The organism is Marinobacter sp. (assembly GCF_041984545.1).
Classification (GTDB): domain Bacteria; phylum Pseudomonadota; class Gammaproteobacteria; order Pseudomonadales; family Oleiphilaceae; genus Marinobacter.
The window spans coordinates 58103-84966 of sequence record NZ_JBHIXV010000006.1 but is presented as its reverse complement, the minus strand read 5'-3'; the positions used below and the strand labels follow the sequence as shown (position 1 = coordinate 84966).

Here is a 26864-nt window from a genome sequence, read left to right as displayed (position 1 = left end):
ATTTCCTTTTATTTGGCAGACTTGCGGGGTTTCCGGGGTTTTCCGCCCGACGGAGATTTGCCCCGACCTTTACCCGAGGGCTTCCTGGCAGCTTCCCGGGCCGCCTCGGCAACAAGCTTGTCCTTGGCACTGCCAGAGCCTTTCTGCCTGCCTGACTGGCCGGCGCGCGCCCTGTCCTGTCTCGAAGAGGCGCCGCCACCTTTCTTGCGGCTGCTTTTATCATGCGCACCACCGTCACCGCGCTGACCGCCCTTGCCGCGACGCTCGCGCTTGGACACATCCAGAGCGTCACGATCGGCCTTGCGCCGTTTGGGCGTACTGATCAGTTCCAGATCGATCTTGCGATCTTCCAGATCCACGCGCACCACGCGCACCCGCACCTCGTCGCCGAGCCGGAAGCTGACCGCCGTGCGCTCGCCAATGAGGCGGTGCTTGGCGGCATCGTGGTGGAAGTAGTCGCCGCTGAGCGTCGACACATGCACCAGCCCCTCGATGTAGATATCCGACAGCTCGACAAAGAAGCCGAACGGCACCACCGAGGCAATAATGCCGTTGAACTCCTCACCCACGTGATCCCTGAGGAACTCGCACTTGAGCCATGCCATCACGTCCCGGGTGGCATCGTCTGCACGGCGCTCGGTCATGGAGGCGTGCTCACCGAGTTGCTCCATCTGCGCATAGTCATATGGGTACACCGCCAGCTCCGGGTCAGTGACCTTCGGTGTGACCACATCCTTGGTGACTTCCGGCTTGTGGATACGGGACTTGATGGCCCGATGCACGATCAGGTCCGGGTACCGGCGGATGGGCGAGGTAAAGTGCGTGTAGCTCGCAAAGCCCAGTCCGAAGTGACCGCTCTCTTCAGGGCTGTAGACGGCCTGGCTCAGGGACCTGAGCATCACCATCTGGATCACATTGGCATCGGGCCGGTCGGCCACTTCGTTCAGAAGAGCCTGGTAATCGGCCGAAGTCGGCTTGTCACCACCACCCAACTGAAGACCCAGCTCGCCCAGGAACAGACGCACCGCGTTGAGGCGCTCCTCGGAGGGCCCTTCGTGAACGCGGTAAAGCGCAGGCACCTGGTGTTTCTTCAGGAAACGGGCCGTTGCCACATTGGCGCAGAGCATGCACTCTTCGACAATCTTGTGGGCATCGTTGCGGTGCACCGGCACGATTTCCTCAATCTTGCGCTCGGCGTCGAACACGATCTTGGTTTCGGTGGTCTCAAAATCAATCGCGCCACGTTCGGTACGCGCCTGACGTAGCAGCTTGTAGAGGTCGTACAGGTTGTGCAGGTGCGGCAGCAGGTCGGCATACTGGGCCGACAGCCGGTAGCCCTGTTCGCTGTCCGGATGCTCCAGCATGGCGCTGACCTTGTTGTAGGTCAGTCGGGCATGGCTGCGCATCACCGCCTGGTAGAAGGTGTAACCACTGATGTTACCAGCGGCACTGATGGTCATGTCGGCCACCATGCACAGGCGATCCACGTCCGGATTAAGGGAACACAGGCCGTTGGACAACTTCTCCGGCAGCATCGGCACCACGTGATCCGGGAAGTACACCGAGTTACCCCGACGAAGGGCTTCCTCATCCAGCGGCGACCCCGGCCGCACATAATGCGACACGTCGGCAATGGCCACCACCAGCCGGTAACCGCCCCGTGGCCGTGGCTCACAATAGATGGCGTCGTCAAAGTCGCGGGCGCTCTCATCATCGATGGTCACCAGACGCATGTTGCGGATATCCACGCGATTGGCCTTGTCCTTCTCCGCAACTTCCGAGGGAATCGAGGCCGCCTGCTCACCCACCGCCGGTGGCCAACTGTGGGGAATATCGTAGGACCGGATGGCGACGTCGATTTCCATGCCGGGTGCCATGTGCTCACCCAGTATCTCGATGACTTTGCCCGTGGGCTGGGTGCGGATGGTCGGCTGGCGCAGGATTTCCACTACCACGTACTGGCCGTGGTAGGCCTCGCCAATGTGCTCCTCCGGCACCAGCACTTCGTGGTTGATCCGTGCGTTTTCCGGCACCACAAACGCAATACCACTTTCCTTGAACAGGCGCCCGACAGTCTGGGTGGTTCGATGCTCAAGCACTTCCACTATCACGCCTTCACGGCGACCCCGGTCGTCGACGCGGTCTACCCGGGCGGCGACCCGGTCACCGTGAAACACCTGGCGCATTTGCCGGGCGGTCAGGAATAAATCAGAGCCACCGTCGTCGGGCACCAGAAACCCGAAGCCGTCCTTGTGACCGATCACCCGACCCGTCACCAGGTCGGCTTCCTCTATGGGCAGATAGGCGCCACGACGGTTGCAGATCAACTGACCATCCCGACACATGGCAATCAGGCGCCGGCGCAGGGCCTCAATGCCCTCTTCGGAGGTCTGGCCAAGCTCCTGGCACAGGGTTTCGTGGGTCGCGGGGGCGCCCCGCTCTTTCAGATGCCCGAGAATGAATTCCCGGCTCTGGATTGGATTTTCGTACTTCTGGGCCTCACGGCTGGCGTGAGGATCCCTGTCATTTTTCTTCCTGGAAACCATTCGGATCCTTGTTTTGATTCCGCGCCACTGCGGCGCGACTTACATTCATTTGCACGGAGTATAACGTCGGTACGGAGTTCCTGCCTATCAACCCCGGCAGAATAGGCACAAATACCTGCCCGGTTTTTTGCGAAAAAATGTTTGACAGCCCTGATCGGAATTATTAAAGTACGCGCCATCGGTTGAGGGGCAAACCTCAACGATCGCGGAAACGTCGAGTTTTCAACAAACTAACGGCAATTCTGTGAATCACCTGCCGAGGTGGTGAAATTGGTAGACACGCTAGCTTCAGGTGCTAGTGGGGGCAACCCCGTGGAGGTTCAAGTCCTCTCCTCGGCACCACTTCCTCCCTCAGGAAGTGGCGATAAAATCCAGCAAACCGGCTACCGACGCCCCATCCTGCTGCGATCACTCAACAGATTTGTTTACCGCCAGACACTCTTTATCCAGGTTCGATCCAGGCTCGATCCACGAAAATTCCGATGCAGACGGTGGCGCCGTTCGTTTTTCCGTGCCTGCTGACTATTGCAGCAGCCCTACCAGATAGTCCGACAACGTCTCATAACTGTAGACAACCCGCGCGTAGGCACTGCTGGCTTCAGCCTCGAACTCACGGCCACAATCACCGGGCAGGGTGTAGGCCCTGAGAAAAGCTTCCTGAATAAGATTCGGTTGACTGGCCACGAACCCGCTTGCACCGCTCACCGGGTAGCGCATGGCCCACTTGAAGCCGCCATTGCCCGTAACTCGTCCGTCGGCCAGCTTCAGGGGATCCAGAAACCCGTAACTGAGCAGGCGAAGATCTTCATGCTCGCCCGAGGCAAAAGTCCGGGTGTCGAACTGTACCTCAAGATTGGTAAAGCCCGAGGGCTGGGGTTCATAGCCTGCAAAGGCATAGCTCTGAACGCCCGTCACCACCTGATCCGCACCAACTGCCTGTTCATCCACCGCACAGGTGACAACGTCAGAGAGAAACCTGACCGACTCCTGCTCCGCACCGCCCTGCTCAATACCATACCCCGGGAAAACCTCGGTAGCATTGGTAAGCCGGGGCGTCAGGATGCGCTCGGCGCCATTGGCGTATCGGGCCGTCACTGACGCCAGCACGCCGTTTTCCCGGGTCCAGCTGTAGACAATCTCCGGAGTGCCTCCCAGTTCGCTGGACTCAGGCTCTGCGCCCTGCGACAGATGGCAAGAGGTAACGGTATCAAAGGTGATGGTCTGCGCGTCCCAGTCAAACACCAGACGCTCGTCCGTGCCGGCCGCCTCATAGCTGACCCGGCTCTGGGCCGAGAGCGAGGCCGATGGCAACCACTGGGTTTCAAGAACCCCCATGCGGCCGTTCACCCGGATTACCCGGGCAAGTTCACGAAGCGTAGGTGCCATACACCCCTGGGCTGAGACGGAGCGGATTCGGCCATCCTCGGTGTAATCGAATGCCAGTTCCGCGGAAATCTCGAGCCCCGAGGTGCTCGCCGGGAGCGTGCCCCCGGAAGCCGGCTCGGCATACACTAACTGTCGGGTCAGCAGCACTGGATCTGTCAGCTCCAGCGTCACCTCCGGGAGTGCGAGGGCATCCGCATCCACGTTGGCATAATTGCCGCCGCCAGCGGCAGCATCCACCACGTCAGCCACACTGCCTGCGTTCTGCACCAGCGACACACCCAGAAGGAAGGCCGCCTCCTTGCTCAGGAAACGCTCTGTACCAGCGCTGCCGGGCTGCGCCAACAGCGTGTTGTACTCGTCGGGAAGCTGGCTGGCCATGAACCGGGCCAGGGCCCGCGCATAGGCGTGGGCGCGCTCATCCCCCGCAAGAATATAGTCACGCACCAGGTTCAGGCCCGCCAGGCCTTCCAGTGAAGGTATGTCTGATAGCGAGGCCAGACCAACCATCTGACGGTACCGGTCGAGCGTGGTCAGGGGGGTTAGGTTACGGTTACCGGGTGCTGCCGACATCAGATAGGCCCGGGCAACCGGAACATCTCCATTGCGGGTTTCTTCCAGTGTGGTGCCCGGTATGGCCACGGCAAACAATGGGTAATCCCGGGGATCAAGATCCGGCCCTACCCCGGGCGGAAGCACCAGCCCGGAAATATCCAGCGAAAATACACCGCCGGGGCCACTCATGGCCGTGGGTTCGCCAGCGGTCAGTGTCACCTCCCGGCCGTTGTCCAGCTCGAGGACCAATGGCCCCGGGGTGTACTGGCTGTCGCCGTCCATGTCCAGCCACACCCGCGCCCGGTTGAGGTAACCGTCGATAACCTTGCCGGTATAGGGCGCAGGCTGGCTGTACTCAACGCCGTCGAACTCACGACCATCCACGGGCAACTCGTCGGATTCCTTGCCGCAACCGGCAAGCGTGAGGGAGACAGCAGTAACAGACAGGCAGATCAGGCGTTTCATCGCGGCAACCGTTTATCCTTGTTTGATGCCGCTACTTTAGGGGATGTCCTGGCCGGAGACCTTGATAGGTTTGGCAATTTGTAAAGTTAGGTAACCGGGCATCCCGGAGCCGCCGTAGTACCGGGATGCCCTCAGGCTCAGAAGGAGCGGGCCACGATTTCCTTCATGATCTCGTTGGTACCGGCATAGATGCGCTGCACCCGAGAATCCGCCCAGGCCCGGGCAATCGGGTATTCCCACATGTAGCCATAGCCGCCGTGCAGTTGCACGCACTCGTCCATGACCTTGCATTGCAGGTCGGTGGTGAGCTGCTTGAGCATGGCGGCGGTCGGAATATCGAGTTTTTTCTCCAGGTGCAGTTCCAGGCAGCGATCGGTGAACACCCGGGCGGCGGTAATCTCCGCTTTCATTTCCGCCATCTTGAAGCGCGTATTCTGGAAGGCGATGACCGGTTTACCGAAGGCCTTGCGTTCCTTCACGTAATCCAGGGTCCACTGCCAGGCGGCTTCCGCCGCGGCCACCGCAGCCAGTGCTACCTGCAGGCGCTCGGCGGGCAGTTCCTGCATCAGCTGGAAAAAGCCCTGCCCTTCCATGCTGCCCAACAGGTGAGTCGTTGGCACCTTCACATCCTGGAAGAACAGCTCCGAGGTGTCCTGGGCCTTCATGCCTACCTTGTTCAGGTTCTGGCCCTTCTGGAAGCCCTCCCAGGCTGTCTCCACCAGCAGAAGGCTGGTGCCCTTGGCGCCTTCCTTGGGATCGGTCTTGGCCACCACGATCACCAGGTCGGCCATCTGGCCATTGGTGATGAACGTTTTCGAGCCGTTGAGGATGTAGTGGTCGCCGTCCTTGACGGCCGTGGTCTTGACGCCCTGCAGGTCGGAACCGGCACCGGGCTCGGTCATGGCGATGGCGGTGATCATTTCGCCGGACACCAGCTTGGGCAGGTAGTGCTGCTTCTGTTCCTCGGAGCCGTAGTTGAGGATGTAGGGGGCAACGATGTCCGAGTGCAGGCCCCAGCCGATTCCGGAAAGCCCCAGCCGGGACACCTCCTCCATGACCACAGCACTGTAGCGGAAGTCGGCGCCCACGCCGCCGTACTCCTCGGGAATGGTTGGACACAGGAAACCGAGCTCGCCGGCCTTCTGCCAGAGCTCCCGGCTGACTTGCCCGTCTTTCTCCCACTGGTCATGGTAGGGCACGGCTTCCTGTTCCAGAAACTTGCGAACGGAATCGCGGAAACCTTCCAGGTCAGCATCAAAGAGAGTACGTGGAATCATGGTGAACCTCAGTGAATAACGGGTGTTGTGATTGTCGTTCACCAAGTCTCGGCCCAGAGGCCCGCACGCTCAATGATGAAAAGCATCAATCGGGCTGACCAAAACCATCGTTGACCCGTTGGGAGAATCAGCGGTCGCGACGGGCCTCAGCGCGCGCCTCGCCCCAGCGGGGCATCAGATCCTGGGGCAGGTCCAGATGGTCGAGTATGCGGGCAACGATGAAATCCACGAGGTCATCCACCGACCCCGGCTTGTGATAGAAGCCCGGGCTGGCAGGCATGATAACGGCCCCCATGCGGGTGAGCCTGAGCATGTTCTCCAGGTGCACTTCCGAGAAAGGCGCCTCCCGGGGCACCAGGATGAGGGTGCGGCGCTCTTTCAGGGCAACGTCGCCGGCCCGCTCGATCAGGTTGTTGCTGGCGCCGGTGGCCAGCGCAGAGAGCGTGCCGGTACTGCAGGGACAGACCACCAGCGGCGCTTTTTCTCCGGAGCCGGAGGCCGGTGGCGCGAACCAGTCTTCCCGACCGAACACCAGCACCTGACCCGGTTCGGCATTGGCATAGGCCGAGAGCGTCTCCTGCATGGCCGGAGGGGTGCCCGGCAATTTAAGTTCGGTTTCCGTGGCGATCACCACCTGGGCTGCCCGGCTGACCATGACATTCACCCGGCAACCAATCGCCACCAGACATTGCAGCAGGCGCAGGCCGTACTGGGCGCCCGAAGCGCCAGTAAAGGCCAGATTAACGGTTTTCGCCTGTGACTGCTTGTCTGTCATGACCTTTGTATCCGTGGAATTCTCAGGTGGTAACCGGCGGGGCCGGATCAGCTTCCAATACGCTCGAGCTCGGCCACCAGTTTAGCGTGAATACCGCCAAAACCGCCGTTGCTCATGATGACAATGTGGCAGGGCCGGGGCAGATCCGCCAGAGCAGAGGCGATGAGCGACTCCACCGAAGCCTCCACCCGGTGCCGGCCCGAACCCTCGTTTTGCTTCTGCCAGTTGCTGACCAGCGTCGGCAGCCAGTCCATATCATTCAGGTTGGCCCAGAGCACCCGGTCAGCCGCGGCGGCGCTGGGCAGCAGTGCCTGCTGGTGAACGCCCTGCTTCATGGTGTTCGAACGTGGCTCGATCAACGCCAGAATTGGCTCGTCCCCGACCCGATTGCGAAGCCCCTCAAGCGTGGTGGCAATAGCGGTGGGATGGTGGGCAAAGTCGTCGTAAACCCTCACGCCGTCAATATCCGCCAGCAGCTCCATCCTGCGTTTGACCCCGGAGAACCGGCACAGGGCCGCCACCGCATGGTCGGGCGTGATACCGATGTGGCGGGCCGCTGCAATGGCCGACAGGGCATTGCGGACATTGTGAAGGCCGGTGTGCTCCCAGCTCAGGGTGGCTACCGGCTGTTCGTGATGGATGACCATGAACCGGCTGCCATCCTCGGACAGCAGTTCGGCCCGCCAGTCGGTGGTGCGAGGAGTTTCGCTGCCAATGGCGGTATCCTGCACCGGGCTCCAGCAGCCCAGTTGCAGGGCGTTATCCAGGTGGCCGTCGACCGCGGGCCGGATGATCAGCCCCTGGGAGGGCACAGTGCGCACCAGATGATGGAACTGGCGCTCGATGGCTTCGACATTTTCAAAGATGTCGGCGTGGTCGAATTCCAGGTTGTTCAGGATCAGAGTGTGGGGCCGGTAGTGCACAAACTTCGAGCGTTTGTCGAAGAAGGCGCTGTCGTACTCGTCCGCCTCGATCACAAAGAAATCGCTGGTGCCCAGTCGGGCCGAGACGGCGAAATCCCTGGGCACACCGCCCACCAGATAGCCGGCATCAAAGCCCGCCTGCTCCAGTATCCACAGCAGCATGGCCGTGGTCGTGGTCTTGCCGTGGGTTCCTGCGACCGCGAGTACCCAGCGGTGCCTCAGCACTTCCCGGGCCAGCCACTCCGGCCCGGACATGTAATCGATATTCCGGTTGAGTACCGCTTCCACTTCCGGATTGCCCCGGGACAGGGCGTTGCCGATCAGCACAAGATCCGGCCTGGGCTCCAGGTTGTCCGGGCCGTACCCTTCCATCAGGCTGATGCCCTGGGCCTGCAACTGGGTACTCATGGGCGGATAGACGCCATGATCGGAGCCGGTCACGGTGTGGCCGAGCTCCCGGGCCAGCACGGCCAGGCTGCCCATAAAGGTGCCACAGATTCCAAGGATATGAATGTGCATTCGGCAACTGCTCCGCGTGTTGAAACCCGACAAGCCTCCCGTATCCGTTCCACCCCGTCAAGAGCCACGCCATCCGCAATCCTGCCCATGAAAAATCGCGTTGTTTGGCGTATCATCAGCGCCATTGTCGAACCAGCAGGAGGCCCCAGCCCGAGATGGCTATCAAGAACGCATTCTACGCTCAGTCCGGCGGTGTCACCGCCGTCATCAATGCCAGTGCCTGTGGCGTTATCCAGACCGCCCGCAAGCATCCGGACAAAATCGGCAAGGTGTATGCCGGGCGCAACGGCATTATCGGAGCGCTGAAGGAAGAGCTGATCGACACCAGCCTCGAGAGCGACGACGCCATCCAGGCCCTCATCCATACGCCCGGCGGCGCCTTCGGCTCCTGCCGGCACAAGCTCAAGAACATTTCGGAGAACCGTCGCGAATACGAGCGACTGATCGAGGTGTTCCGGGCCCACGACATCGGCTACTTCTTCTACAACGGTGGTGGCGACTCCCAGGACACCGCCTACAAGGTGTCCCAGATTGCCGACCGCATGGGCTATCCGATTACCTGCATCGGTGTTCCCAAGACCGTCGATAACGACCTGCCGTTCACCGACTGCTGTCCGGGCTTTGGCTCCGTGGCCAAGTACATTGCCACCTCCACTCTGGAGGCCAGCCTCGACATCAAATCCATGTGCGAAACCTCCACCAAGGTGTTCATCCTGGAAGTGATGGGACGCCATGCCGGCTGGATTGCCGCCGCCGGTGGCCTTGCCGGACAGGGTGAGGGCGAGCCGCCTCACATCATCCTGTTCCCGGAGATTCCGTTTGACCGGGAGACCTTCCTGGCCCGCGTGGATCACTGCGTGAAGGAATACGGCTACTGTGTGGTGGTCGCCTCAGAGGGCGCCCAGTACGAGGATGGTCGTTTCCTGGCCGACGCCGGCGCCAAGGACGCCTTCGGGCACACCCAGCTTGGCGGCGTGGCACCGGCCCTGGCCAACATGGTGAAGCAGGCACTGGGGCACAAGTATCACTGGGCCGTGGCGGATTACCTGCAGCGGAGCGCGCGGCACATTGCCTCCGCCACTGACGTCGAGCAGGCCTATGCCGTAGGCAAGGCTGCGGTGGAGATGGCGCTGGACGGCAAGCAGGCCCTCATGCCCACCATCGTGCGCGAGCAGGCCAAACCCTACCGCTGGAAGATCGGAGAAGCGCCGCTGAGCGAAGTGGCAAACCAGGAAAAGAAAATGCCGATCCACTACATTACCGATGATGGCTTCGGCATCACCCAGGACTGCCGGGATTATCTGGCACCGCTGATTGCTGGCGAGAGCTTCCCGCCGTTCGACGATGGCCTGCCCCGCGTGGCCAGGCTGAAAAACCAGCTGGTGGAACGGAAACTGAAAACCGAGTTCCAGCTCTGAGGCACTCACCCCAAACCCGGGGGCCGAGTTTTCGGAAAGATGAGTCGATCAGGGCCTGGCGGAGTTTACGCCGGGCCCGTTTCCTGAGTCGCTTCGGACTGTATAGCCGCTAGCGCGTCAGTTCCGTCTCATGATCGCGGACCCAGGCATAGAACTGGTCAAAACCGCCCACGTAGTCCCTGCCCACCAGAATCTGTGGCACGGTGTGGACCGGCCGGCCAATCTCGTTCGCAATGTCCTGCTTGCTCATGCCCTTCTCAACCATATCAATCCAGACATAGGGAATGTTCCTGGCCTCACACAGGTGCTTCGCCCGCACACAGAAGCCACAACTCGAACGGCCGTAGATGGTCACCTGCTCCATAAAGCCCTCCGCAAGAATTGGCGGTGAATGTAACGCGTAAATCTGTTGGAATGATGACACGGAGCCGGTTATTTGAAAATTAAGGCTTTGAATCGACACCATAGCGGCCAGCCATGAGGCTTTGGCGCCATTCATTGCGTGAACGGAGGAAGCGGTGGCATACCTGACGTTATTCCTGACCGCGTTTGCTGCCGCCACACTGCTGCCTGCCTATTCGGAAGTCCTGCTTGGCACCCTGGTTACCCAGGGTTTTTCCTGGTGGTGGCTCTGGTTCTGGGCAACGCTCGGCAACACACTGGGCTCTGTGGTTAACGGCATCATCGGCAGACAGGTGGATCGCTTCAAACACAAACGCTGGTTTCCGATCAGCGAGCTGCAGCTGCACAAGGCGCGGAACCGGTTTAACCGTTACGGCCAGTGGTCACTGCTGATGGGGTGGCTGCCCCTGGGCGGCGACGCGCTGACCCTAGTGGGTGGAATCATGCGCGTACCCTGGCTGAACTTTGTCATTCTGGTGGGTATTGGCAAGGGGGCTCGCTACGCCTTCGTACTCTGGCTGGTTGCCGAGGCATCCGGCGCATCGTCGCCCTCGCCGTAGAGGTATTTTCGCAGCAGTGGCTCGCCATTGAACTCGGAATGCAAGACCGCCACGAACGTGTACACGCCGATCAGCTTGCGATTCAGGAACACGAATTCCTTTGGCGGCACCCGGAAATAGCGGCTGATCGCGGAACGAGCAGCGTGACGCGCCACCCTGGACGGCAGATCGCTCTGTTTCCAGCGGTACTCACCGTGACTGTTCACCGCGTAATCGGGCCAGGCCGACCGGTCCGACGACAGCGGCTCCAGTACCGACATGCACACCGCTCCGAACTTCTCCAGGACATCGTCAGGCCAGTCCCGGCTCATGAAGCGCAGCTTGACACCGCCGTCGATCACACCCTGCAGGTCGTTCTCATAGGACGCCCGGATCATCTGGATCACCGGCTGCAGGAACTGGTCAGAGTAGGACTGCACCGCCCCGAAATCGAGCAGCACGATGCGATCATAGCCGGGGTCCTCACCCTCCTCTCCGGCAATCCGAATGCGGTAATTACCGAAGTTGGGATCGGTCTGGATCTCGCCCCAGACGAACAGCTCCCGGAAGAACAGTTCCAGAGCCGCCTCCCCGAGGGCACTGCGACGCGCCAGAGGCAGCTCTCTCACGGCCTGGGAACTGACCGAGTGTCCATGCTCGTAGGTTGAGGCAATGACATGGGCCGTCGAGTACTCGGGCAGCACCCTGGGTACGATAAACCTGGGATCCGAGGCCAGCATCTGCCGGAACTTCTCGGTGGTCTTGGCCTCGAGCCGGTAATCCACCTCCCGGTGCATCATTTCGCGGACTTCCTCGAGCCAGTCATTGAACTCGGGGCCGAAGCTGACCAGCCTCGCTACCCGCAACAGCTGCGCCACCGCGTTCAGGTCGCTGTCCACCGCATCGGCCACGCCGGGGTACTGAACCTTGAGCACCAGCTCAAGACCGTCACTTCGACGCCAGGCGCGATGCACCTGCCCCAGAGATGCCGCCCCGATCGGCTCCGGCTCTACTTCCAGCTGGGCCAGGCGGTCGGCACCCAGCTCGCTTTTGAGTACCCGCTCGATGGCCGGCCACTCAAGGGAGGTGGTCTGGTCTTCCAGTGTGTGCAGGGCCTCGGTGACTTCCTCAGGCAGGAAATGCTCGCCGTACAAGGCCATGACCTGACCGATCTTGACCACACTGCCCTTGAGTTGTCCGAGCTCATCCACCAGGAAACGGGCCTGGCTCGAGAGCATGGCCCGATGGCGTTTCTCGCGGTTTTCGCGACTGCTGAACCAGTTGGTGGCCATGTGGGATGCCATGCGGGTGCCGGCGAACAGGCCCGCACGGGTGAGGCTCAGTCGGCGTTCGAAACTGCCTGTCTTGATGCGGGCTACCGATTTTCCTGAACGTCTGGAAGACATAGTGACCTGTTTGGATCGGAGAATTTCACCAGCTCTGGCGCCTACCCCATTATACGGATGTAACGCGAGGCTGACCTAACCGGGCAGACCATCGATCTCCGGCCCTTGGGCCAATGTCCGGCCAATTCGGGCCATGTCGACCAAAGCAAACGATTGTTTACGATTCGACACAGTTTTGGCCCCTGTTCCGGTCTAGTATTCCAGTATTCATAAGGTCAAAAAACGGCTATCACAAGAACAAGATCCGAACATGTCGACTGCTGCGCGCAAAACGCCGGACACCGAACTGTCCCAGTTCCGGGTCAAGGGCGAAATCCCGGTACCGGTCCTGATCAACTGGCTGACCATGGTCGCCGTGCCTCTCTTATGCTTCTTCGCCTGGCGTTCGAGCTTCCGCGAGGACCCCGTGGTGCCTCCATTGCTGGTGGGCTTCGCGGCGCTGCTGGCCGTCAACTCGATTGTGTACTGGATCTCGGGGCATCGCACCCTGCAGCGGCGGGGATTCATCACCATCATCACCGTCCTCTTCACCTACCTGGCGGTGCATGCGGTGGAAGACGGTTCGGCCATCATCTGGCTGTTTGCCTACCCTCCGATCATTTTCTACATCAGCGAATCGCGTATTGGCGTGATCGCCTGCGGCGGGGGTTTCGCTGCCGTTATCCTGCTGTTCAGCCCCCTGGGTGAGCTGCTGTTCTCGCCGCCCTACAGCACCAGCTTCCGCCTGACCATGATCGCCGTATTGGGTTTCGAGATGGTGACCTGCTACATACTTGATCAAAGCCGCCGGCGAAGCAAACTGGGCCTGCTGAAACTGGCGGCGGAGTTCGAGTACGCCGCCAAGCATGACGCACTTACCGGGCTTGCCAACCGTCGGGAAGCCCTGGAGCAGCTCGAGGCCGAGTACCAGCGCTACCTCCGCCATGACCGGACGTTTTCGGTGCTGCTGCTGGATATTGATCTGTTCAAAAGTGTCAACGACAACCATGGCCACCACATTGGCGATGAGCTGATTGTGCAGGTGGCAAACACGCTGCGGGAGGAATGCCGCCGGGTGGATACAGTGGCTCGCTGGGGCGGTGAGGAATATCTGGTGGTGCTGCCAGAGACTGGCCCGGCGGATGCGCTGAACTCCGCCAATCGCATCCGGGAGGCTTTTGCCCGCAAGACAGTGGCCACTGAACAGGGCCCGATTCAGGCCACACTGAGCGTGGGCGTCGCCTCAATCAGGCGCGCCGAATCCATCGACCGCCTGCTACAGCGTTGTGATGAGGCTCTCTACCGGGCGAAATCCCGGGGCCGCAATCGGGCCTGCGGCGACGAGGAGACTGTCGCCGCCTGATTTACCAGCCGTTCCGGAATTCGACGTCAGACTCGCCAAGACCGGCCACCAGCTCGGCCGCCAATCTCTCCTGAACGTCCGCGACGGTCGTACCGGGCACAAAATCCCGCACCTGGCACATGGCCATTCCGGCGTAGCCGCAGGGGTTGATGCGCTGGAACGGCTCCATGTCCATGTCCACGTTCAGAGCCAGGCCATGGAACGAACAGCCGCGACGAACCCGTAACCCCAGGGAGGCAATCTTGGAGCCGTCCACGTACACGCCCGGAGCATCCGGCCGTGGCGCCGCCTCGACTCCGAGGCCTGCCAGTGTGCGAACAATGCCCTGCTCGATCTGGTCCACCAGGGTACGCACGCCCATCTTGCGCCGTGGCAGGTTGATCATCAGGTATACCACGAGCTGTCCGGGGCCGTGATAGGTCACCTGCCCACCACGATCCACCTGGATAACGGGGATATCGCCCGGCGCCAGAATGTGCTCGGCCTTGCCGGCCTGGCCCTGGGTGTAGACCCTCGGGTGCTGCAGGCACCAGAGCTCGTCGGCGACCGAATCATTCCGCTCTGCCGTGAACGAACTCATGGCCTCCCAGGTTTCTTGATAGGGCTGCTCGCCCAGTGACCGGACAATCAGTTTTGCCATGGCGTTCAGAGCACCATGTGGACCCGGCCACTGGCCTTGAGGTCCTCAAACAAGGCTTTCAACTGGTCTTCGCCGGTGGCAACAATTCTGAGCTGGACCGAAGAGAAGCGCCCTTTACTGCTCTGGTTGACCGTTATGTCGGTTTCGCTGATGCCGGGTGCGTGCTGCTCCACAACTTCCACGACGAACTCGGTGAAGTCCGGCGCGGCATTGCCGATCACCTTGATCACGTAGTCACAGGGAAATTCGATTTTTGGCGCTTTCGGCTGGCTCATGCCGCAGGACTCCCGGGGATTCACGTCACCCTATTGAAACAACTGAACGAAAAAGAGCTTGATGGCGTCCCACAGGCGCTTGAAGAACCCGCCCTCGGGAACGTCGGTCAGTGCCAGTACCGGCTGGTCCACCAGCACTTCGCCGTTGAACGATACTTTCACCTGCCCAAGCTCGTCTCCCACCTTTATGGGTGCCTTGATCACGGAATCAAGCTCAACGGTCGATTCGAGGCTGTTTCTGGAGCCCCGGGGAATAGTGACGAACACATCGTCTGTCATGCCCACGGAGATCTGCTCTGACTGGCCACCCCAGACCCGGGCGGTCATCAGTTCCTGCCCTGCCCGGAACAGATGCTCGCTCTCATAGTAACGGAAACCGTAGTTGAGCATTTTCTGTACTTCCTGGGACCGTGCCTCGGGACTGCTGGTGCCCATCACCACGGCGATAAACCGGGTGTCCTGACGCTTGGCCGAGGCCACCAGACAATAGCCCGCCTCTTCGGTGTGGCCGGTTTTCAGGCCATCCACACTGTCGTCCCGCCACAGCAGGCTGTTGCGGTTGGGCTGGCGAATGTTGTTGTAGGTGAAATGTTTCTCGGCGTACAGCGGGTAGTTCTCGGGATAGTCGTTGATGATCGCCCGGGCCAGCAAGGCGAGATCGTAGGCGGTCGAGAAATGATCCGGTGACGGCAGCCCCGTGGCGTTCTCGAAGTGGGTATCCTTCATGCCAAGAATCTGCGCCTGCTGATTCATGATATCCACAAACGCCCCTTCACTGCCGGCCACAAACTCTGCCAACGCCACTGAGGCGTCGTTACCGGACTGGATGATCACGCCTCTCAGCAGATCTTCCACGGATACCTCGGTGCCTTCCCGCACGAATGTCCGCGACCCCTCCGTTTTCCAGGCGTTTACGCTGATGGGCACCATATCGCTCATGGAGATACGGCCTTCATCGAGCTCGCGCTCGACAATGTAGGCAGTCATCATCTTGGTCAGACTGGCCGGCGGCAGCCGCTCATGGCTGTTCTCCTCCATGATGATGCGTCCGCTCTTCGGATCCATCAGCACGTAGGAACTGCCGGCAATCTGGGGTGGCGACGGGATCAGCACCGACTGGGCCACTGCCTTTCCCACCAGGGCGAGCATGAGCGCAAACACGAGAGTCAGGTTTCTGAAAACAGGATTCAAAGCCATGGGTCCATTCATTCGTCGTTAGGTGTATTTTCTGGTTTATGGCCGGGTTCTCCGCCCGACACGTTTTTAATGGGTATCGGTCAGCAGGATTGACCTGTCGAACCCTCGGGCTTCCAGCACGCTCTGGGTTTGCCGCGCGCTGTGCTCGTCGCTGAACGGCCCCACCTGCACGCGATGGAACCGCCCCTCAGCCGTATCAACAGCCCGCACCCGCATAGGATTCTCCAGTACCGAGCGAACCTGGCTGAGAAGTTTTTCCGCCGGATCACGGCTGCTGAAAGAGCCGAGCTGGACAAACAGAGCCCGGTTTTCCATGGCGATGTCGCCGCTGGCTCGCACCGGGTTTTCCGCGTACATCGCGGTATCTCCGGGGACAAAAGGCTTGCCGGCAAGAAACATCGAACCGTCCGACTTGACGGTAATGGCCGCCACTTCCACCCTCGCGGTACCACGTGCCTGATACCCGAGTTTTTTGGCCGCCGCGTAGGAAAGATCAATGATCCGATCGCTGTGGAACGGCCCCCGGTCATTCACCCGCACGATCACCGACCGTCCGTTGTCGAGATTGGTTACCCGGGCATATCCGGGAATGCGCAGGGATTTATGGGCGGCAGTCATGGCGTACATATCGAAGGTTTCGCCGTTGGATGTCTTATGGCCGTGGAACTTCTCGCCGTACCAGCTCGCAGTGCCCCGCGCCACGTAGCCATCGTTGCTGGCAAGTACCCGGTATTCCTTGCCCCAGACCGTGTATGGCGACTTGTTTCCGGCCCGGCGGGGGGCCTCGTACTTCGGCACAGCGTCGTCGAGCCCCGAGACATCAAAGCTGCCGGACGGTGCCCGATCCTGCGCAATAGTGTAGCGGGAGGAATGGTCCGTTTGCGGCGCGGAAGCGCAACCGACAAGCAGAATGGCCGCGAGCAGCGCCAGCAGGACGTTCGGGAAAGACAGGCTGTTCACAGTCCGGAGATCCTCATACACACGCGATATCGACCATCGTTTTCATTTGTGGGTCTTGCCTTCGTCATTGTAACGGGTTCCTTCGGCGAATCTCCATTACCCGGCCTCCATACTTCCACGGGCTACACACGCCCAAGGGCATCGGGCAACCCCGACTCGTCACGCACTGATCATTCTTCGGTGGGTGTGGATCGACATGAGAACCCCGAACGCCGCCATCAAGGTGACGCTGGAGGTGCCCCCGTAACTGATCAGCGGCAAGGGCACACCAACCACCGGGAGCAGGCCGCTCACCATGCCCACGTTCACGAAGATGTAGATAAAGAAGGTCATGGTCAGGGCGCCCGCGAGCAGGCGACTGAATGAATCCTGCGCGGTTGAGGCAATGTAGAGGCAGCGCACAATGATCAGGAAATACACAGACATCAGGACCAGCATACCGATAAAGCCGAACTCTTCGGCCAGCACCGCCACAATGAAATCGGTGTGGCTCTCGGGCAGGAATTCCAGATGGGACTGGGTGCCCTGCAGCCAGCCCTTGCCATCAACTCCGCCGGAGCCAATGGCGGTCTTGGACTGGATAATATTCCAGCCGGCTCCGAGAGGGTCGCTCTGGGGGTCGAGCAACGTCAATACCCGCTGCTTCTGGTAGTCACGCATGACGAAGAACCACATCAGTGGCGCCGACACCGACACCATGGCGACGAACGCGGCGATCAGCTTCCAGCTGATGCCAGCAAAGAACACCACAAACAGGCCGGCCATACCCACCAGCAATGAGGTGCCCAGGTCCGGCTGCTGGATGATCATCACCATCGGCACCAGGACAATGGCGAGCCCGACGGCCACCTGCCGGAGCCTTGGTGGCAGGAAGTGCCGGGACAGGTACCAGGCGGCCATCATCGGCACCACCAGTTTCATCAGTTCCGAAGGCTGGAACCTCGGCAAACCCGGAACGGCCAGCCAACGCTGGGCCCCTTTTGCACCCACACCCACCAGCAGCACCGCGACCAACGCCAATAGGCCCACACCGTAGAGCCAGGGCGCCCAGCGGCGGAATACCGAGGGATCAAGCTGCGCAAACACCAGCATGACCACAAACGCGACCGCGAGACGGATACCCTGTGCCTTGACCACCTCCAGGTTTCGATCGGCACCGCTGTAGAGCACGAACAGACCACCGGATACCAGCAGAATCAGAAGCCCCAGCAGAATGGGATCAATGTGCAGCGCCGACCACAGACTTCGCTGCCTGCCCAGGGGGTTCGTGGCCGTCGGATCCAGTATTGCCTTGAACGCCATCAGTCGCTTCCCCGTGCCCGGACATCGCTGACCAGCGTTGCGTCGGCCTCTTTACCGAATTCCAGTAGCCAGGAATCGAACATGGCCCTGGCTACCGGCGCTGCAGTACCACTGCCGCTACCGCCATTCTCGACAATCACGGCAACAGCAATCTGGGGGTCATCCACCGGGGCGAAACCGACAAACAGGGCGTGATCGCGCAGCCGCTCCCTGACTTCCTCGGCGTCGTACTCCTCGTCCTCGGCAAGACTGAACACCTGGGCCGTGCCGGTTTTCCCGGCCATCCGATAGGATGCTCCGGCAGCCGCGCCGCGGGCCGTACCCTTGCGGCCATGCATGACCTCGACCATGGATTCGACCACGTACTCCCAGTCGTTCGGGTTTTTCAGGGTGAGCGGCTGGTGGGTTTCCTCGGGCAGGAACTCATCGACCGGATGATCGCCCCTGATGTCTTTCAACAACCGTGGCTCCACCCACTCGCCCCGATTGGCGATCAACGCGGTCGCGGTTGCCAGTTGAAGTGGCGTCGCCAGCATGAATCCCTGGCCAATACCCAGGTTGACCGAATCGCCCGGATACCAGGGCTCATTGCGCACCGCACGTTTCCACTCCCTGGACGGCAGCAGACCGCTCAGGGCACCGGACACATCCAGTGCCGCGTCTTCTCCGAAACCGAACCGGGACAGATAGCTGTACATGGTGTCCACCCCCATCTCGGTGGCCACCTCGTAGAAGTAAACGTCGCAGGATTCGGCAACGGCGTCCTTGAGATCCACCCAGCCATGACCGGTTCGCTTCCAGTCGCGCCAGACCCGACCACCCTCGTTCAGGCGGAAATGACCAGGGTCCCAGATGGTGTAATCGCGGGTGGTGGCGCCGCTGTCGAGGGCGGCAACGGCAAGCATGGGCTTGAGTGTGGAGCCGGGCGGGTATTGCCCTCTGAGGGCCCGGTTGAACAGGGGCTTGTCCTTGCTGTCGCTCAACTCCCGATAATCATCCACGCTGATGCCGGTGACGAACTTGTTGGCATCAAAGCCGGGCACACTGGCAAGGGCCAGGATCCCGCCGGTGTCGGGCTGGATGGCAATGATGGCGCCGCGACGCCCGTCCAGCAGTTCGTGGGCGCGCTGCTGGAGGCGCAGATCCAGGTGTAGCTGGAGATCCTCGCCAGGCACAGGATTTTCCCTCTCCAGCACCCGCAGAGTTCGACCCCGGGCGTTGGTTTCCACGTGCTGATAGCCTACCTTGCCGTGCAGGATTTCCTCGTAGAAGCGCTCAATGCCGGACTTGCCAATGTAGTTGGTACCGGCGTAGTTGACCGGATCGATCCGCTGCAATTCTTCGCGATTTATGCGACCAACGAAGCCCAGGGCATGGGCGGTCAGCTCACTGTGCGGGTAGTAGCGCACCAGTTCCGCTTCCACTTCCACGCCCGGGAGCTCATGCCGATGCACGGCCAGCCGGGCCATTTCCTGCTCGGTCAGGTCGTACCGCAGGGGGATCTCCTGAAAGGGCCGACGGGGCTCTTCCAGGCGCCGGTGGAAACGTTCCAGATCCTCGGGAGAGATGGCGAGAAATTCGCCCAGCCTGGCCAGGGTTTCGTCCATGCCTTGCACCCGTTCAGGCACGAGCGTGACACTGAACACCGGGCGGTTCTCAGCCAGCAGCACGCCATTTCGGTCGTACACCAGGCCACGGGGCGGTGGCACCGACTGCACCTGCACCCGGTTCTTGTCCGAGAGGGTGGTATACACTTCGTGTTCGACAACCTGGAGCTGGTACATGCGGGTGAGCAACAACCCCACCGCCAGGATGACACACACCAGCATAACCACCGTCCGGCGTTGGAAAAGCCGGCGTTCCGCTGCGGTATCCTTGAATTCGCCCCACGCCATGACAGCCCCCTAAGCCCGGTGGTACGGGTGGTTGCGGGTGATTGACCAGGCCCGGTATAACTGCTCAGCGAGCACAATGCGTACCAGCGGATGGGGCAGCGTAAGCGGTGACAGCGACCACTGCTGGTCGGCCCGTTTCCGGCAGTCGTCCGCCAGGCCATCGGGGCCACCCACCAGGAAACTGACATCCCGGCCGTCCTGCTGCCAGCTTTCAAGCTGGCTCGCCAGTTTTTCGGTAGACCAGGGGCGCCCGCCAACTTCCAGAGCAACCACCCGATCACGGGGACCGGCGGCGGCCAGGATGGCATCACTCTCTCGCTGCATCAGTCTGGGTATGTCAGGATTCTTGCCCCTGTGGGCCACGGGGATCTCAACCAGGTCCAGGGGCAATTCCGGTGGCATTCGACGGGCGTATTCTGCAAACCCGGTACTGACCCAGTCGGGCATTTTCTGCCCCACGCAGATCAGACGTAACCGCATGATTATTCGCTGCCTGCAACACCAAGATCAGGAGCATCGCGCCAGAACCGCTCCAGATCGTAGAATTCCCGCGTGGCTGGCATCATGACGTGGACAACCACATCGCCCAGATCCACCAGAATCCAGTCACTGGCGGCACCACCCTCGACATTGCTGGCACGCACGCCTTTGTCCTTGGCTTCGCCAACCACGGAATCAGCAAGGGATTTGACGTGTCGATTGGAGGTTCCGGATGCCAGGACCATGAAGTCGGTCACGCTGGTACGGTCTCGGACATCGATGACGCTGATGTCCTGTGCTTTCACATCTTCTAGCGCGTTGATGACCAGTTCTTTCAGTTGCTCTGCCTGCATAATCACCCTGTTGATCGGGCGTTTGCCGGTATGGCCGCCCGATGTCTGCTGTTCAGACGCGATTGTAGCACTAAAAGTTCCCGTCAGGGCAGGCGCCATACAGCCCCAGGCGACGAATTTCCGCCCATACCGGATCTGGAAGGAGGTAGCGTGGTGAACGCCCATCGGCGATGCGCTCACGGATGGCCGTGGCCGAGATATCCAGCAACGGCGGCTCCAGTTCGAGGAGGCAGCCGGCAGGCTGGGAATGCAGGCGATGGGGATTGGTTACGCGCCGCTCGGCCAGCAGCTTGCCGGGCAATCCGGAGGCGGACACCTCCGCGCCCGGGCGACGCACCACAATCACATGCGCCAGCTCCGGAATCCGCTGCCAGTCACGCCAGCGGTCGAAATCCGCGAAAGAATCGGTGCCCACCACCATGGCCAACGGCTCGTCGGGGCCGAGCTCATCGCGCAACTGGCGCAGAGTGTCCGCCGTATACGATGCACCCTGGCGCCTGAGCTCCCGGTCGTCGATCTTCAGCCCGGGCTCCCCGGCAACGGCCAGCCTGAGCAACGCGAGCCGCTGATCCGGGGTTGCTCCGGTTTCGTCCCGGTGGGGCGGAATGTGGCAGGGTACCAGGCTGATGGTGTCCACCCCGATGCGATCCCACACCTCGAGAGCCAGCCTCAGGTGACCGTGGTGGATCGGGTCGAAGGTGCCGCCATAGATCACATGCATGACGATCAGGTCCGGATGTGGCCGTCGCCGAACACCACGTATTTCTGGGAGGTTAGTCCTTCGAGCCCCACTGGCCCACGCGCGTGAATCTTGTCGGTGGAAATACCGATCTCTGCCCCCAGTCCATACTCGAAGCCATCGGCAAACCGGGTGGACGCATTGACCATCACCGAACTCGAGTCCACCTCGGTCAGGAACCGCCGGGCCCGGGTGTAGTTCTCGGTGATGATGCTATCGGTGTGCTGGGAACTGTAACGGTTGATGTGCTCGATGGCACCGTCGAGACCATCAACGACGCGGATGGCCAGAATCGGCGCCAGGTACTCCGCCTCCCAATCGGCCTCGGTGGCTGCCGCCAGGCCCTCTACGAATGCACGGGTCTGCTCGCAGCCGCGGAGCTCCACGCCTTTCTCAACAAAGGCCGAGGCCAGCAGCGGCAGGATATCTTCGGCAATCTCCCGATCCACCAGCAGGGTCTCCATGGTATTGCAGGTGCCATAGCGCTGGGTCTTGGCATTGACCGCCACCTTCAGTGCTTTCTCGGGATCTGCATGGCTGTCGATGTAGACATGGCAAACACCGTCGAGGTGCTTGATCACCGGAACCCGGGCGTCGCGACTGATTCGCTCGATCAGGCCCTTGCCGCCCCGGGGCACGATCACATCGACATAGGCCGGCATGGTGATCAATTCGCCAACCGCGGCGCGGTCTGTGGTCTTGATGACCTGCACCGCCGACTCGGGCAAACCGGCGCTGGCCAGCCCCTCAGCCAGGCAGCGGGCGATGGCCTGGTTGGAATGTATGGATTCGGAACCGCCGCGCAGGATGGTGGCATTGCCGGATTTCAGGCACAGGCTGGCGGCCTCCACTGTCACATTCGGCCGGGACTCGTAGATGATGCCGATGACCCCCAGCGGAACCCGCATCTTGCCCACCTGGATACCGGAAGGCCGATAGGTCATGTCGGTGATGGCGCCGATCGGGTCGGGCAGCGAAGCCACCTGGCGCAGTCCCTCGATCATGGCGTCAATGCGCTGGCCCGTCAGCTCCAGCCGGTCAAGCATCGCCGCATCCAGACCGTTTTCCCGGCCGCGCTGCAAATCCTTGGCATTGGCCAGGGCCAGCTCCTCCCGGGCCGAATCAAGGGCCTCCGCGGTGGCCAGCAGAGCCTGATTGCGCACGGCGGTGGTCGAGCGGGCGACCCGGGTGGCCGCTGCACGCGCCTGTTGCCCCACCTCGGCCATGTAAGCTGCAATATCCATTCTGTTACCTTTCTGTTTCAAAGCGGAATCGGGAATAAGGGCCTAACTTTACCTTTCCCGTTTCAAGTACGCATCCCAAACAGATATTATACCGCTGCGGTATGCCATACTCCGGCATTACCTGACGTTTTTTCAGGGAGTTCAAAAAAGGAAGGACACCATGGCCCAGATGGCCGAAAAATTCCTGTTGAGCAAGCTGTCCAGGACAGGGTTTGTGGCACTGGTTGCCGTCGCAGCCGCCTGCGCACTGCTCGGTGAGCCCCTGGTTTCTGCCGCAGCGGCAGCAGCGGCAGGGATGGTTGTTTCCGGGAGGACCTTTCACCCGGGCCGTGCGAGGCAGCCGTGGCCCAGGGTTCAGCAGGGTTTTTTCGTGGTTCTTCTGCTGATTCTGCTGGTCAGTTTCTGGACCGGGCCCTGGGTGCTCAGCCACTGGCTCTACGCTCTGCCACTGGTTGCCTTTGCCCTGGTTCCGCCGCCCGTAGCGGCTGTGGTAGCCCTGGTTGTGATTGGCCTGGCCGTCAGTGCAAGCCAGTGGGCCGTGGGGCTTGCCGACCGGCACCAGATGATCAGCGCCTTTTTGCTGACGGTGCTTCTGTCCGCACTGCTGATCTTCCTGCGCGAGTACAAGAGCCGCCAACTGGCGCCGCTTCGCCGAACCGATGAACTTACCCAGGCCGCCAGCCGGGAGTACCTCTCTGCCGACCTGCACAAGGAAATCCAGCGCAGCGAGCGTGAAGGCACCGACATGTCGATTCTGATGATCGGGCTGGATGCGCATCTGAGCGAGAGTGAGCCTGACGAAGATATCCGCTCCATCCTCCCCCGGATCGGCCGGTATCTGCACTCCCAGATCCGGGATTTCGACACCTACTACCGGGTGGCCGATCTCCAGTTTCTGGTGATCCTGCCAGGCATTTCCACGGGCGACGCCCTCACCAGGGCGGAGATTATCCGCAAGGGTCTGGCGACCCTGCTTGAGTCGCACGGCATGAATCTGACTGTCAGCACCGGGATTGCCGGACTGAATATCGGCGATGACGCCAACACCCTGCAACAGAGTGCCGCCAACGCCCTGCGCCGGGCGCAACAACAGGGCGGCAACCGCAGCCAGGCCTACAGCGCCTGGTCGAAGCCCGCACAGCCAAGCCGGGGACAGGCATCATGACCGAGACCCGCCTGCGTACCTGGACCCATGCCTTCGGCTACGGCCTCGCCTGCGTGTTCATCTTCACGCTGGCAATGCAGAACCTGCGCTATGGCTTCTATGAGCTCTTCTATCTGGCCGCCGGCATGGCAGTCCTCACCTTCGCCGGTGCGGTCTACACCGTGATCTGCCGGCGCCACCAGCTATCGGCGCCAGGCCACCTGATCATCCTGGCCGGCCTGAACAGCGGCCTTCTGGCGGCCCTGCTCAGCCTGGAAGCGCCCGGCATCAGCCACTGGGCCATGCCCCTGGTGGTACTCAACCTGCTGATTCTGCCCCTGCGCCAGGGGCTGGCACTGTCACTCGTGCTGCTGGTGCCGATGTCAGTTGTGCTGCTATTTGACCTGGCCCCGGCCGAAGCTCTCACGGTGATCAGCGGGCTGTTTCTGCTGTTGGCTGTGGCCTCGCTTTACATCTGGCACTACGGCCATATGGCCCAGTCTGCAGAAGACCTCGCCATCACAGATCCGGTGACCGGCGCCCACAATGCCCGGTTCCTGGACGAGACACTGCAGAAGGAAATCAGCCGCGCCATCGCCACTGGCCATTGCCTGTCCGTGATCAACCTGCGCATTGACTACGCGGACGACATCAGCGACCTCCATGGCCGGGACCAGGCCCAGGTGCTACTGCGCAACATGACCGAGCACCTGTTCGGCGTCATTCGCGCCGGCGACAGCCTCTACACGCTCAAGGATGCCGAGTTTTTCCTGATTCTGCCCTTCACACCCGAGGAAGGTTTGCGGGTAATCGCTGAACGGATTCGCCGAACCATTGCCGAGCACCAGTGGCCAGTGGTGGGCCGTGTTACCGTCAGCCTGGGCTGCACCACTCGCGGCAGCGGCGACACCCGCACCGACACGCTCCGCAAGCGGGCGCACCAGGCCATGGAGGAAGCCCGCAGGCGTGGCGCGGATTCGGTCTGGTTCAGCCCCGGAGAAACCATCACGACATGAGCAGTGGCTGGCTGAACGAGCTCTCGGCCTGGCTCGGCGCCAACCCCGGCTGGCTGGCCCTGGCGCTGTTTGTTACCGCGTTCATTGAGTCCCTGGCCCTTGCCGGGATTGTGGTTCCCGGCGTCGCTATCCTGTTCGCGGTGGCCGTTCTGGCCGGGGAAACCGGCATGCCCCTGCCCGAGGCGCTGCTCTGGGCCGGACTTGGCGCCATCGCCGGGGATACCGCAAGCTTCGCTCTCGGCCGTCTGCTTCAGGGCCGACTGACCGACCTCTGGCCACTCAGCCGCTACCCCGTGCTGATTGGCAAGGGGGAGAGGTTTTTCCACCGGCATGGCGGCAAGAGCGTCATTATCGGGCGCTTCGTTGGCCCGTTGAGACCCATCATTCCTCTGATAGCTGGCGCACTGATGATGTCCTGGCGCCGCTTCCTGGCTTTCAATGTCGGTTCCGCGCTGGCCTGGGCACCGGTCTACATTGTTCCGGGCTTCGTCGTCGGCAGCGCTCTGGCCAGTGACATCCGGCCGCCGGCTCACTTCTACGCAGTAACAGGCGTCAGCATCCTGGTGCTGGTGCTGGTCTATTTCCTGGTGCTACGGTTCCAGATGGGACTGGGCGAGGACAGCTGGCTGTATCAGTGGCTTAAACGATGGATGGCACAGTACGAAGCAACCCATCGGTTCTGGCGGCTTTATACCAATCATCGCCCCGCAAGCGAGGGCGAGTTCCCCCTCGCCTCCCTGTTGCTTGCCCTGGGCGCCTCGTCACTCTGCCTTCTGTGGGGCCAGCTCGCCACCTCAACCCACCTGCTGGACGGTTTCAACCAGGCCACGCTTCAATGGTTCGATCAGCTGCGCCAGCCCCTGCTGGACGCTCCCTTTATTGCCCTGACCCTGCTGGGTGATCCGCCGGTGCTGATTGCCGCCGGGGTACTCGCGTGCGCCGCCCTGGCGTTCAGGGGTTACTACGCGGCGGCATTGCACATAGCACTGGCTGCGGCGGTGACCATCCTGCTGGTGTGGAGTCTGAAATCACTGCTCGCAGTGCCCAGGCCCCATGAGGTCCTGCTACCGCCGTCGTCGGGCGCGTTTCCGAGCGGCCATGCCGCAGGCATTACTCTGTTGGTGACGCTGGCTGCGAGCTTTGTTGCGGGCGAAAGCCGGCACCGCAAGCGCTGGCAACACTACGTGCTGCTGTCCCTGCCCCTGATTCCGGTGGCTCTGAGTCGACTCTACCTGGGGGTTCACTGGTTTACCGATGTGATCGGCGGACTGTTGCTGGGGCTTGCCGTGACCGGCGCGGTGAGGGCCAGTTACAGCCGCTACGACCGTGTACCACTGGCGCCGGACATCACCCTGGCGGCGGCCGTCGTGCTCTGGCTGTTGTTCGCCGGCGCCTACGTAGCGCATTCCTGGGAAGAAGCGGTGGTCGGTTTCCAGCCCGCCCCCGCCGAGATCCGCTAGGCGGCTCCCGACCTGCTAGCCTTCCTCCAGGGCTTCCAGCAATCCCTGGAGGCGGTCGAGGCGTTCCAGGGGGTCCTGCAGCTCAACCAGCTTCTGTTTTTCCTGTTTGTCCAGCGGCAGCAGTTCGGTCAGCCGCCAGCCAACGTCCCGGGCATCCTCGTAGTCGATGTCCATGTTGAGATCGCGGATCACCGGGTGCCGAAACAGGGCCCGCAGCACCGAGGGCAATTCGCTGTAGCGTTCCGGCACCTCGCTTCCGGCCTCTTCCACCAGACACTCGACATCGCCCACATTGAGACCGTCCTCCTGTTGCCAGCTTCGCACCACGGACACCTTGGATTCGCCCTCCACCGTGATTCCCAGCAATCCGTTCTCCAGCTGCTGAAAGTCGATGATGCGCACGTAGGTGCCGATGTCGTAGAAAGCCGCCACCGGCCCGGTCTCGCCGCCCTCGCGCAGCAGCACAACAACAAATCCACGGTCTTCCTTGAGACAGCGGGTCAACATGTCGATGTACCTTGGCTCGAACAGCTGAAGGGGAATCCGCCCCCTGGGCAGGACAATGGAATTCAGGGGGAACAGAGGTACGTTCATAAGTTCAACAGTCAC

The 26864-nt window shown here is 61.5% G+C and carries 24 protein-coding genes and 1 tRNA gene; 7 read left to right on the top strand and 18 right to left on the bottom strand.

The genetic code is table 11. The features are described from left to right. Positions 1–8: 8 nt before the first annotated feature. Positions 9–2546, bottom strand: a complete 2538-nt coding sequence (rnr, locus tag ACFC20_RS04630) for a ribonuclease R (protein ID WP_375191980.1) — start codon at positions 2544–2546, stop codon at positions 9–11. A 255-nt stretch (positions 2547–2801) separates the two neighbouring features. On the opposite strand from rnr, the gene ACFC20_RS04625 reads away from it, so the two are divergent. Next, positions 2802–2888 (top strand) — tRNA-Leu (locus ACFC20_RS04625). 180 nt (positions 2889–3068) lie between these two features. Here the strand turns inward: ACFC20_RS04625 and ACFC20_RS04620 are convergent. From ACFC20_RS04620 to mpl, 4 genes are all read right to left on the bottom strand, one after another. Beyond that, on the bottom strand, positions 3069–4949 hold the full coding sequence (locus ACFC20_RS04620) for a hypothetical protein (protein WP_375191979.1): 1881 nt from the start codon (positions 4947–4949) through the stop codon (positions 3069–3071). A 137-nt stretch (positions 4950–5086) separates the two neighbouring features. Then, entirely contained in the window at positions 5087–6226 is a 1140-nt protein-coding gene (locus ACFC20_RS04615) for an acyl-CoA dehydrogenase family protein (RefSeq protein WP_375191978.1), read from the bottom strand. A 127-nt stretch (positions 6227–6353) separates the two neighbouring features. Then, positions 6354–7001: a flavin prenyltransferase UbiX gene (locus ACFC20_RS04610; protein WP_375191977.1), complete on the bottom strand. Its 648-nt coding sequence runs from the start codon at positions 6999–7001 to the stop codon at positions 6354–6356. A 47-nt stretch (positions 7002–7048) separates the two neighbouring features. Then, on the bottom strand, positions 7049–8443 hold the full coding sequence (gene mpl, locus ACFC20_RS04605) for a UDP-N-acetylmuramate:L-alanyl-gamma-D-glutamyl-meso-diaminopimelate ligase (RefSeq protein WP_375191976.1): 1395 nt from the start codon (positions 8441–8443) through the stop codon (positions 7049–7051). Between the two features lie 155 nt (positions 8444–8598). Here mpl and ACFC20_RS04600 point away from each other — a divergent pair, with 155 nt between their 5' ends. Beyond that, positions 8599–9861, top strand: coding sequence for a 6-phosphofructokinase (locus tag ACFC20_RS04600; protein ID WP_375191975.1), 1263 nt, complete (start codon positions 8599–8601; stop codon positions 9859–9861). 109 nt (positions 9862–9970) lie between these two features. On the opposite strand, the gene ACFC20_RS04595 is transcribed toward ACFC20_RS04600, so the two are convergent. After that, positions 9971–10225: a GrxA family glutaredoxin gene (locus tag ACFC20_RS04595; protein WP_375191974.1), complete on the bottom strand. Its 255-nt coding sequence runs from the start codon at positions 10223–10225 to the stop codon at positions 9971–9973. 154 nt (positions 10226–10379) lie between these two features. Here ACFC20_RS04595 and ACFC20_RS04590 point away from each other — a divergent pair, with 154 nt between their 5' ends. Beyond that, entirely contained in the window at positions 10380–10823 is a 444-nt protein-coding gene (locus tag ACFC20_RS04590; RefSeq protein ID WP_091991730.1) for a YqaA family protein, read from the top strand. Here ACFC20_RS04590 and ACFC20_RS04585 read toward each other — a convergent pair. Then, entirely contained in the window at positions 10763–12208 is a 1446-nt protein-coding gene (locus ACFC20_RS04585; RefSeq protein WP_375191973.1) for an ABC1 kinase family protein, read from the bottom strand. The two genes, ACFC20_RS04590 and ACFC20_RS04585, sit on opposite strands and share 61 nt — an antisense overlap. 250 nt (positions 12209–12458) lie before the next feature. Here ACFC20_RS04585 and ACFC20_RS04580 point away from each other — a divergent pair, with 250 nt between their 5' ends. Then, entirely contained in the window at positions 12459–13550 is a 1092-nt protein-coding gene (locus tag ACFC20_RS04580) for a GGDEF domain-containing protein (protein ID WP_375191972.1), read from the top strand. Position 13551: 1 nt separating this feature from the next. Here ACFC20_RS04580 and lipB read toward each other — a convergent pair whose 3' ends face one another. The 10 genes from lipB to ACFC20_RS04530 form a co-directional block, all read right to left on the bottom strand. Beyond that, entirely contained in the window at positions 13552–14190 is a 639-nt protein-coding gene (lipB, locus tag ACFC20_RS04575; protein WP_375191971.1) for a lipoyl(octanoyl) transferase LipB, read from the bottom strand. Positions 14191–14195: 5 nt separating this feature from the next. Continuing rightward, the gene (locus tag ACFC20_RS04570; RefSeq protein ID WP_375191970.1) at positions 14196–14465 is read right to left on the bottom strand and encodes a YbeD family protein; all 270 of its coding nucleotides are present in this window, start codon (positions 14463–14465) and stop codon (positions 14196–14198) included. 30 nt (positions 14466–14495) lie between these two features. Further along, positions 14496–15662 carry a D-alanyl-D-alanine carboxypeptidase family protein gene (locus ACFC20_RS04565; protein ID WP_375191969.1) on the bottom strand — a complete coding sequence of 389 codons (1167 nt, stop codon included), beginning with the start codon at positions 15660–15662 and terminating at the stop codon, positions 14496–14498. Positions 15663–15728: 66 nt separating this feature from the next. After that, positions 15729–16622: a septal ring lytic transglycosylase RlpA family protein gene (locus ACFC20_RS04560; RefSeq protein WP_375191968.1), complete on the bottom strand. Its 894-nt coding sequence runs from the start codon at positions 16620–16622 to the stop codon at positions 15729–15731. Positions 16623–16781: 159 nt separating this feature from the next. Beyond that, entirely contained in the window at positions 16782–17924 is a 1143-nt protein-coding gene (gene rodA / locus ACFC20_RS04555) for a rod shape-determining protein RodA (protein ID WP_375191967.1), read from the bottom strand. Further along, complete coding sequence (mrdA, locus tag ACFC20_RS04550) at positions 17924–19819, bottom strand: penicillin-binding protein 2 (protein ID WP_375191966.1); 1896 nt, start codon at positions 19817–19819, stop codon at positions 17924–17926. The genes rodA and mrdA overlap by 1 nt, the downstream gene beginning before the upstream one ends. 9 nt (positions 19820–19828) lie before the next feature. Continuing rightward, on the bottom strand, positions 19829–20299 hold the full coding sequence (gene rlmH, locus ACFC20_RS04545; RefSeq protein ID WP_375191965.1) for a 23S rRNA (pseudouridine(1915)-N(3))-methyltransferase RlmH: 471 nt from the start codon (positions 20297–20299) through the stop codon (positions 19829–19831). A 2-nt stretch (positions 20300–20301) separates the two neighbouring features. After that, positions 20302–20652: a ribosome silencing factor gene (gene rsfS, locus ACFC20_RS04540; protein WP_375191964.1), complete on the bottom strand. Its 351-nt coding sequence runs from the start codon at positions 20650–20652 to the stop codon at positions 20302–20304. A gap of 70 nt (positions 20653–20722) precedes the next feature. Then, positions 20723–21373 (bottom strand): nicotinate-nucleotide adenylyltransferase, encoded by a 651-nt coding sequence (gene nadD, locus ACFC20_RS04535; RefSeq protein ID WP_375191963.1) that lies wholly within the window; start codon positions 21371–21373, stop codon positions 20723–20725. A 5-nt stretch (positions 21374–21378) separates the two neighbouring features. Next, complete coding sequence (locus ACFC20_RS04530; protein ID WP_375191962.1) at positions 21379–22635, bottom strand: glutamate-5-semialdehyde dehydrogenase; 1257 nt, start codon at positions 22633–22635, stop codon at positions 21379–21381. 160 nt (positions 22636–22795) lie between these two features. On the opposite strand from ACFC20_RS04530, the gene ACFC20_RS04525 reads away from it, so the two are divergent. The 3 genes from ACFC20_RS04525 to ACFC20_RS04515 are packed head-to-tail and all read left to right on the top strand — an operon-like array spanning position 22796 to position 26255. Beyond that, entirely contained in the window at positions 22796–23800 is a 1005-nt protein-coding gene (locus tag ACFC20_RS04525) for a GGDEF domain-containing protein (protein ID WP_375191961.1), read from the top strand. Then, positions 23797–24795, top strand: coding sequence for a GGDEF domain-containing protein (locus tag ACFC20_RS04520; RefSeq protein ID WP_375191960.1), 999 nt, complete (start codon positions 23797–23799; stop codon positions 24793–24795). The genes ACFC20_RS04525 and ACFC20_RS04520 overlap by 4 nt, the downstream gene beginning before the upstream one ends. After that, a complete protein-coding gene (locus ACFC20_RS04515) occupies positions 24792–26255 on the top strand; it encodes a bifunctional DedA family/phosphatase PAP2 family protein (RefSeq protein WP_375191959.1) in 1464 nt (487 codons plus the stop codon). Before ACFC20_RS04520 ends, ACFC20_RS04515 begins: the two co-directional genes overlap by 4 nt. Before the next feature lie 15 nt (positions 26256–26270). Here the strand turns inward: ACFC20_RS04515 and ACFC20_RS04510 are convergent, their stop codons facing one another. Next, the gene (locus tag ACFC20_RS04510; RefSeq protein WP_375191958.1) at positions 26271–26849 is read right to left on the bottom strand and encodes an LON peptidase substrate-binding domain-containing protein; all 579 of its coding nucleotides are present in this window, start codon (positions 26847–26849) and stop codon (positions 26271–26273) included. Positions 26850–26864: the final 15 nt, after the last annotated feature.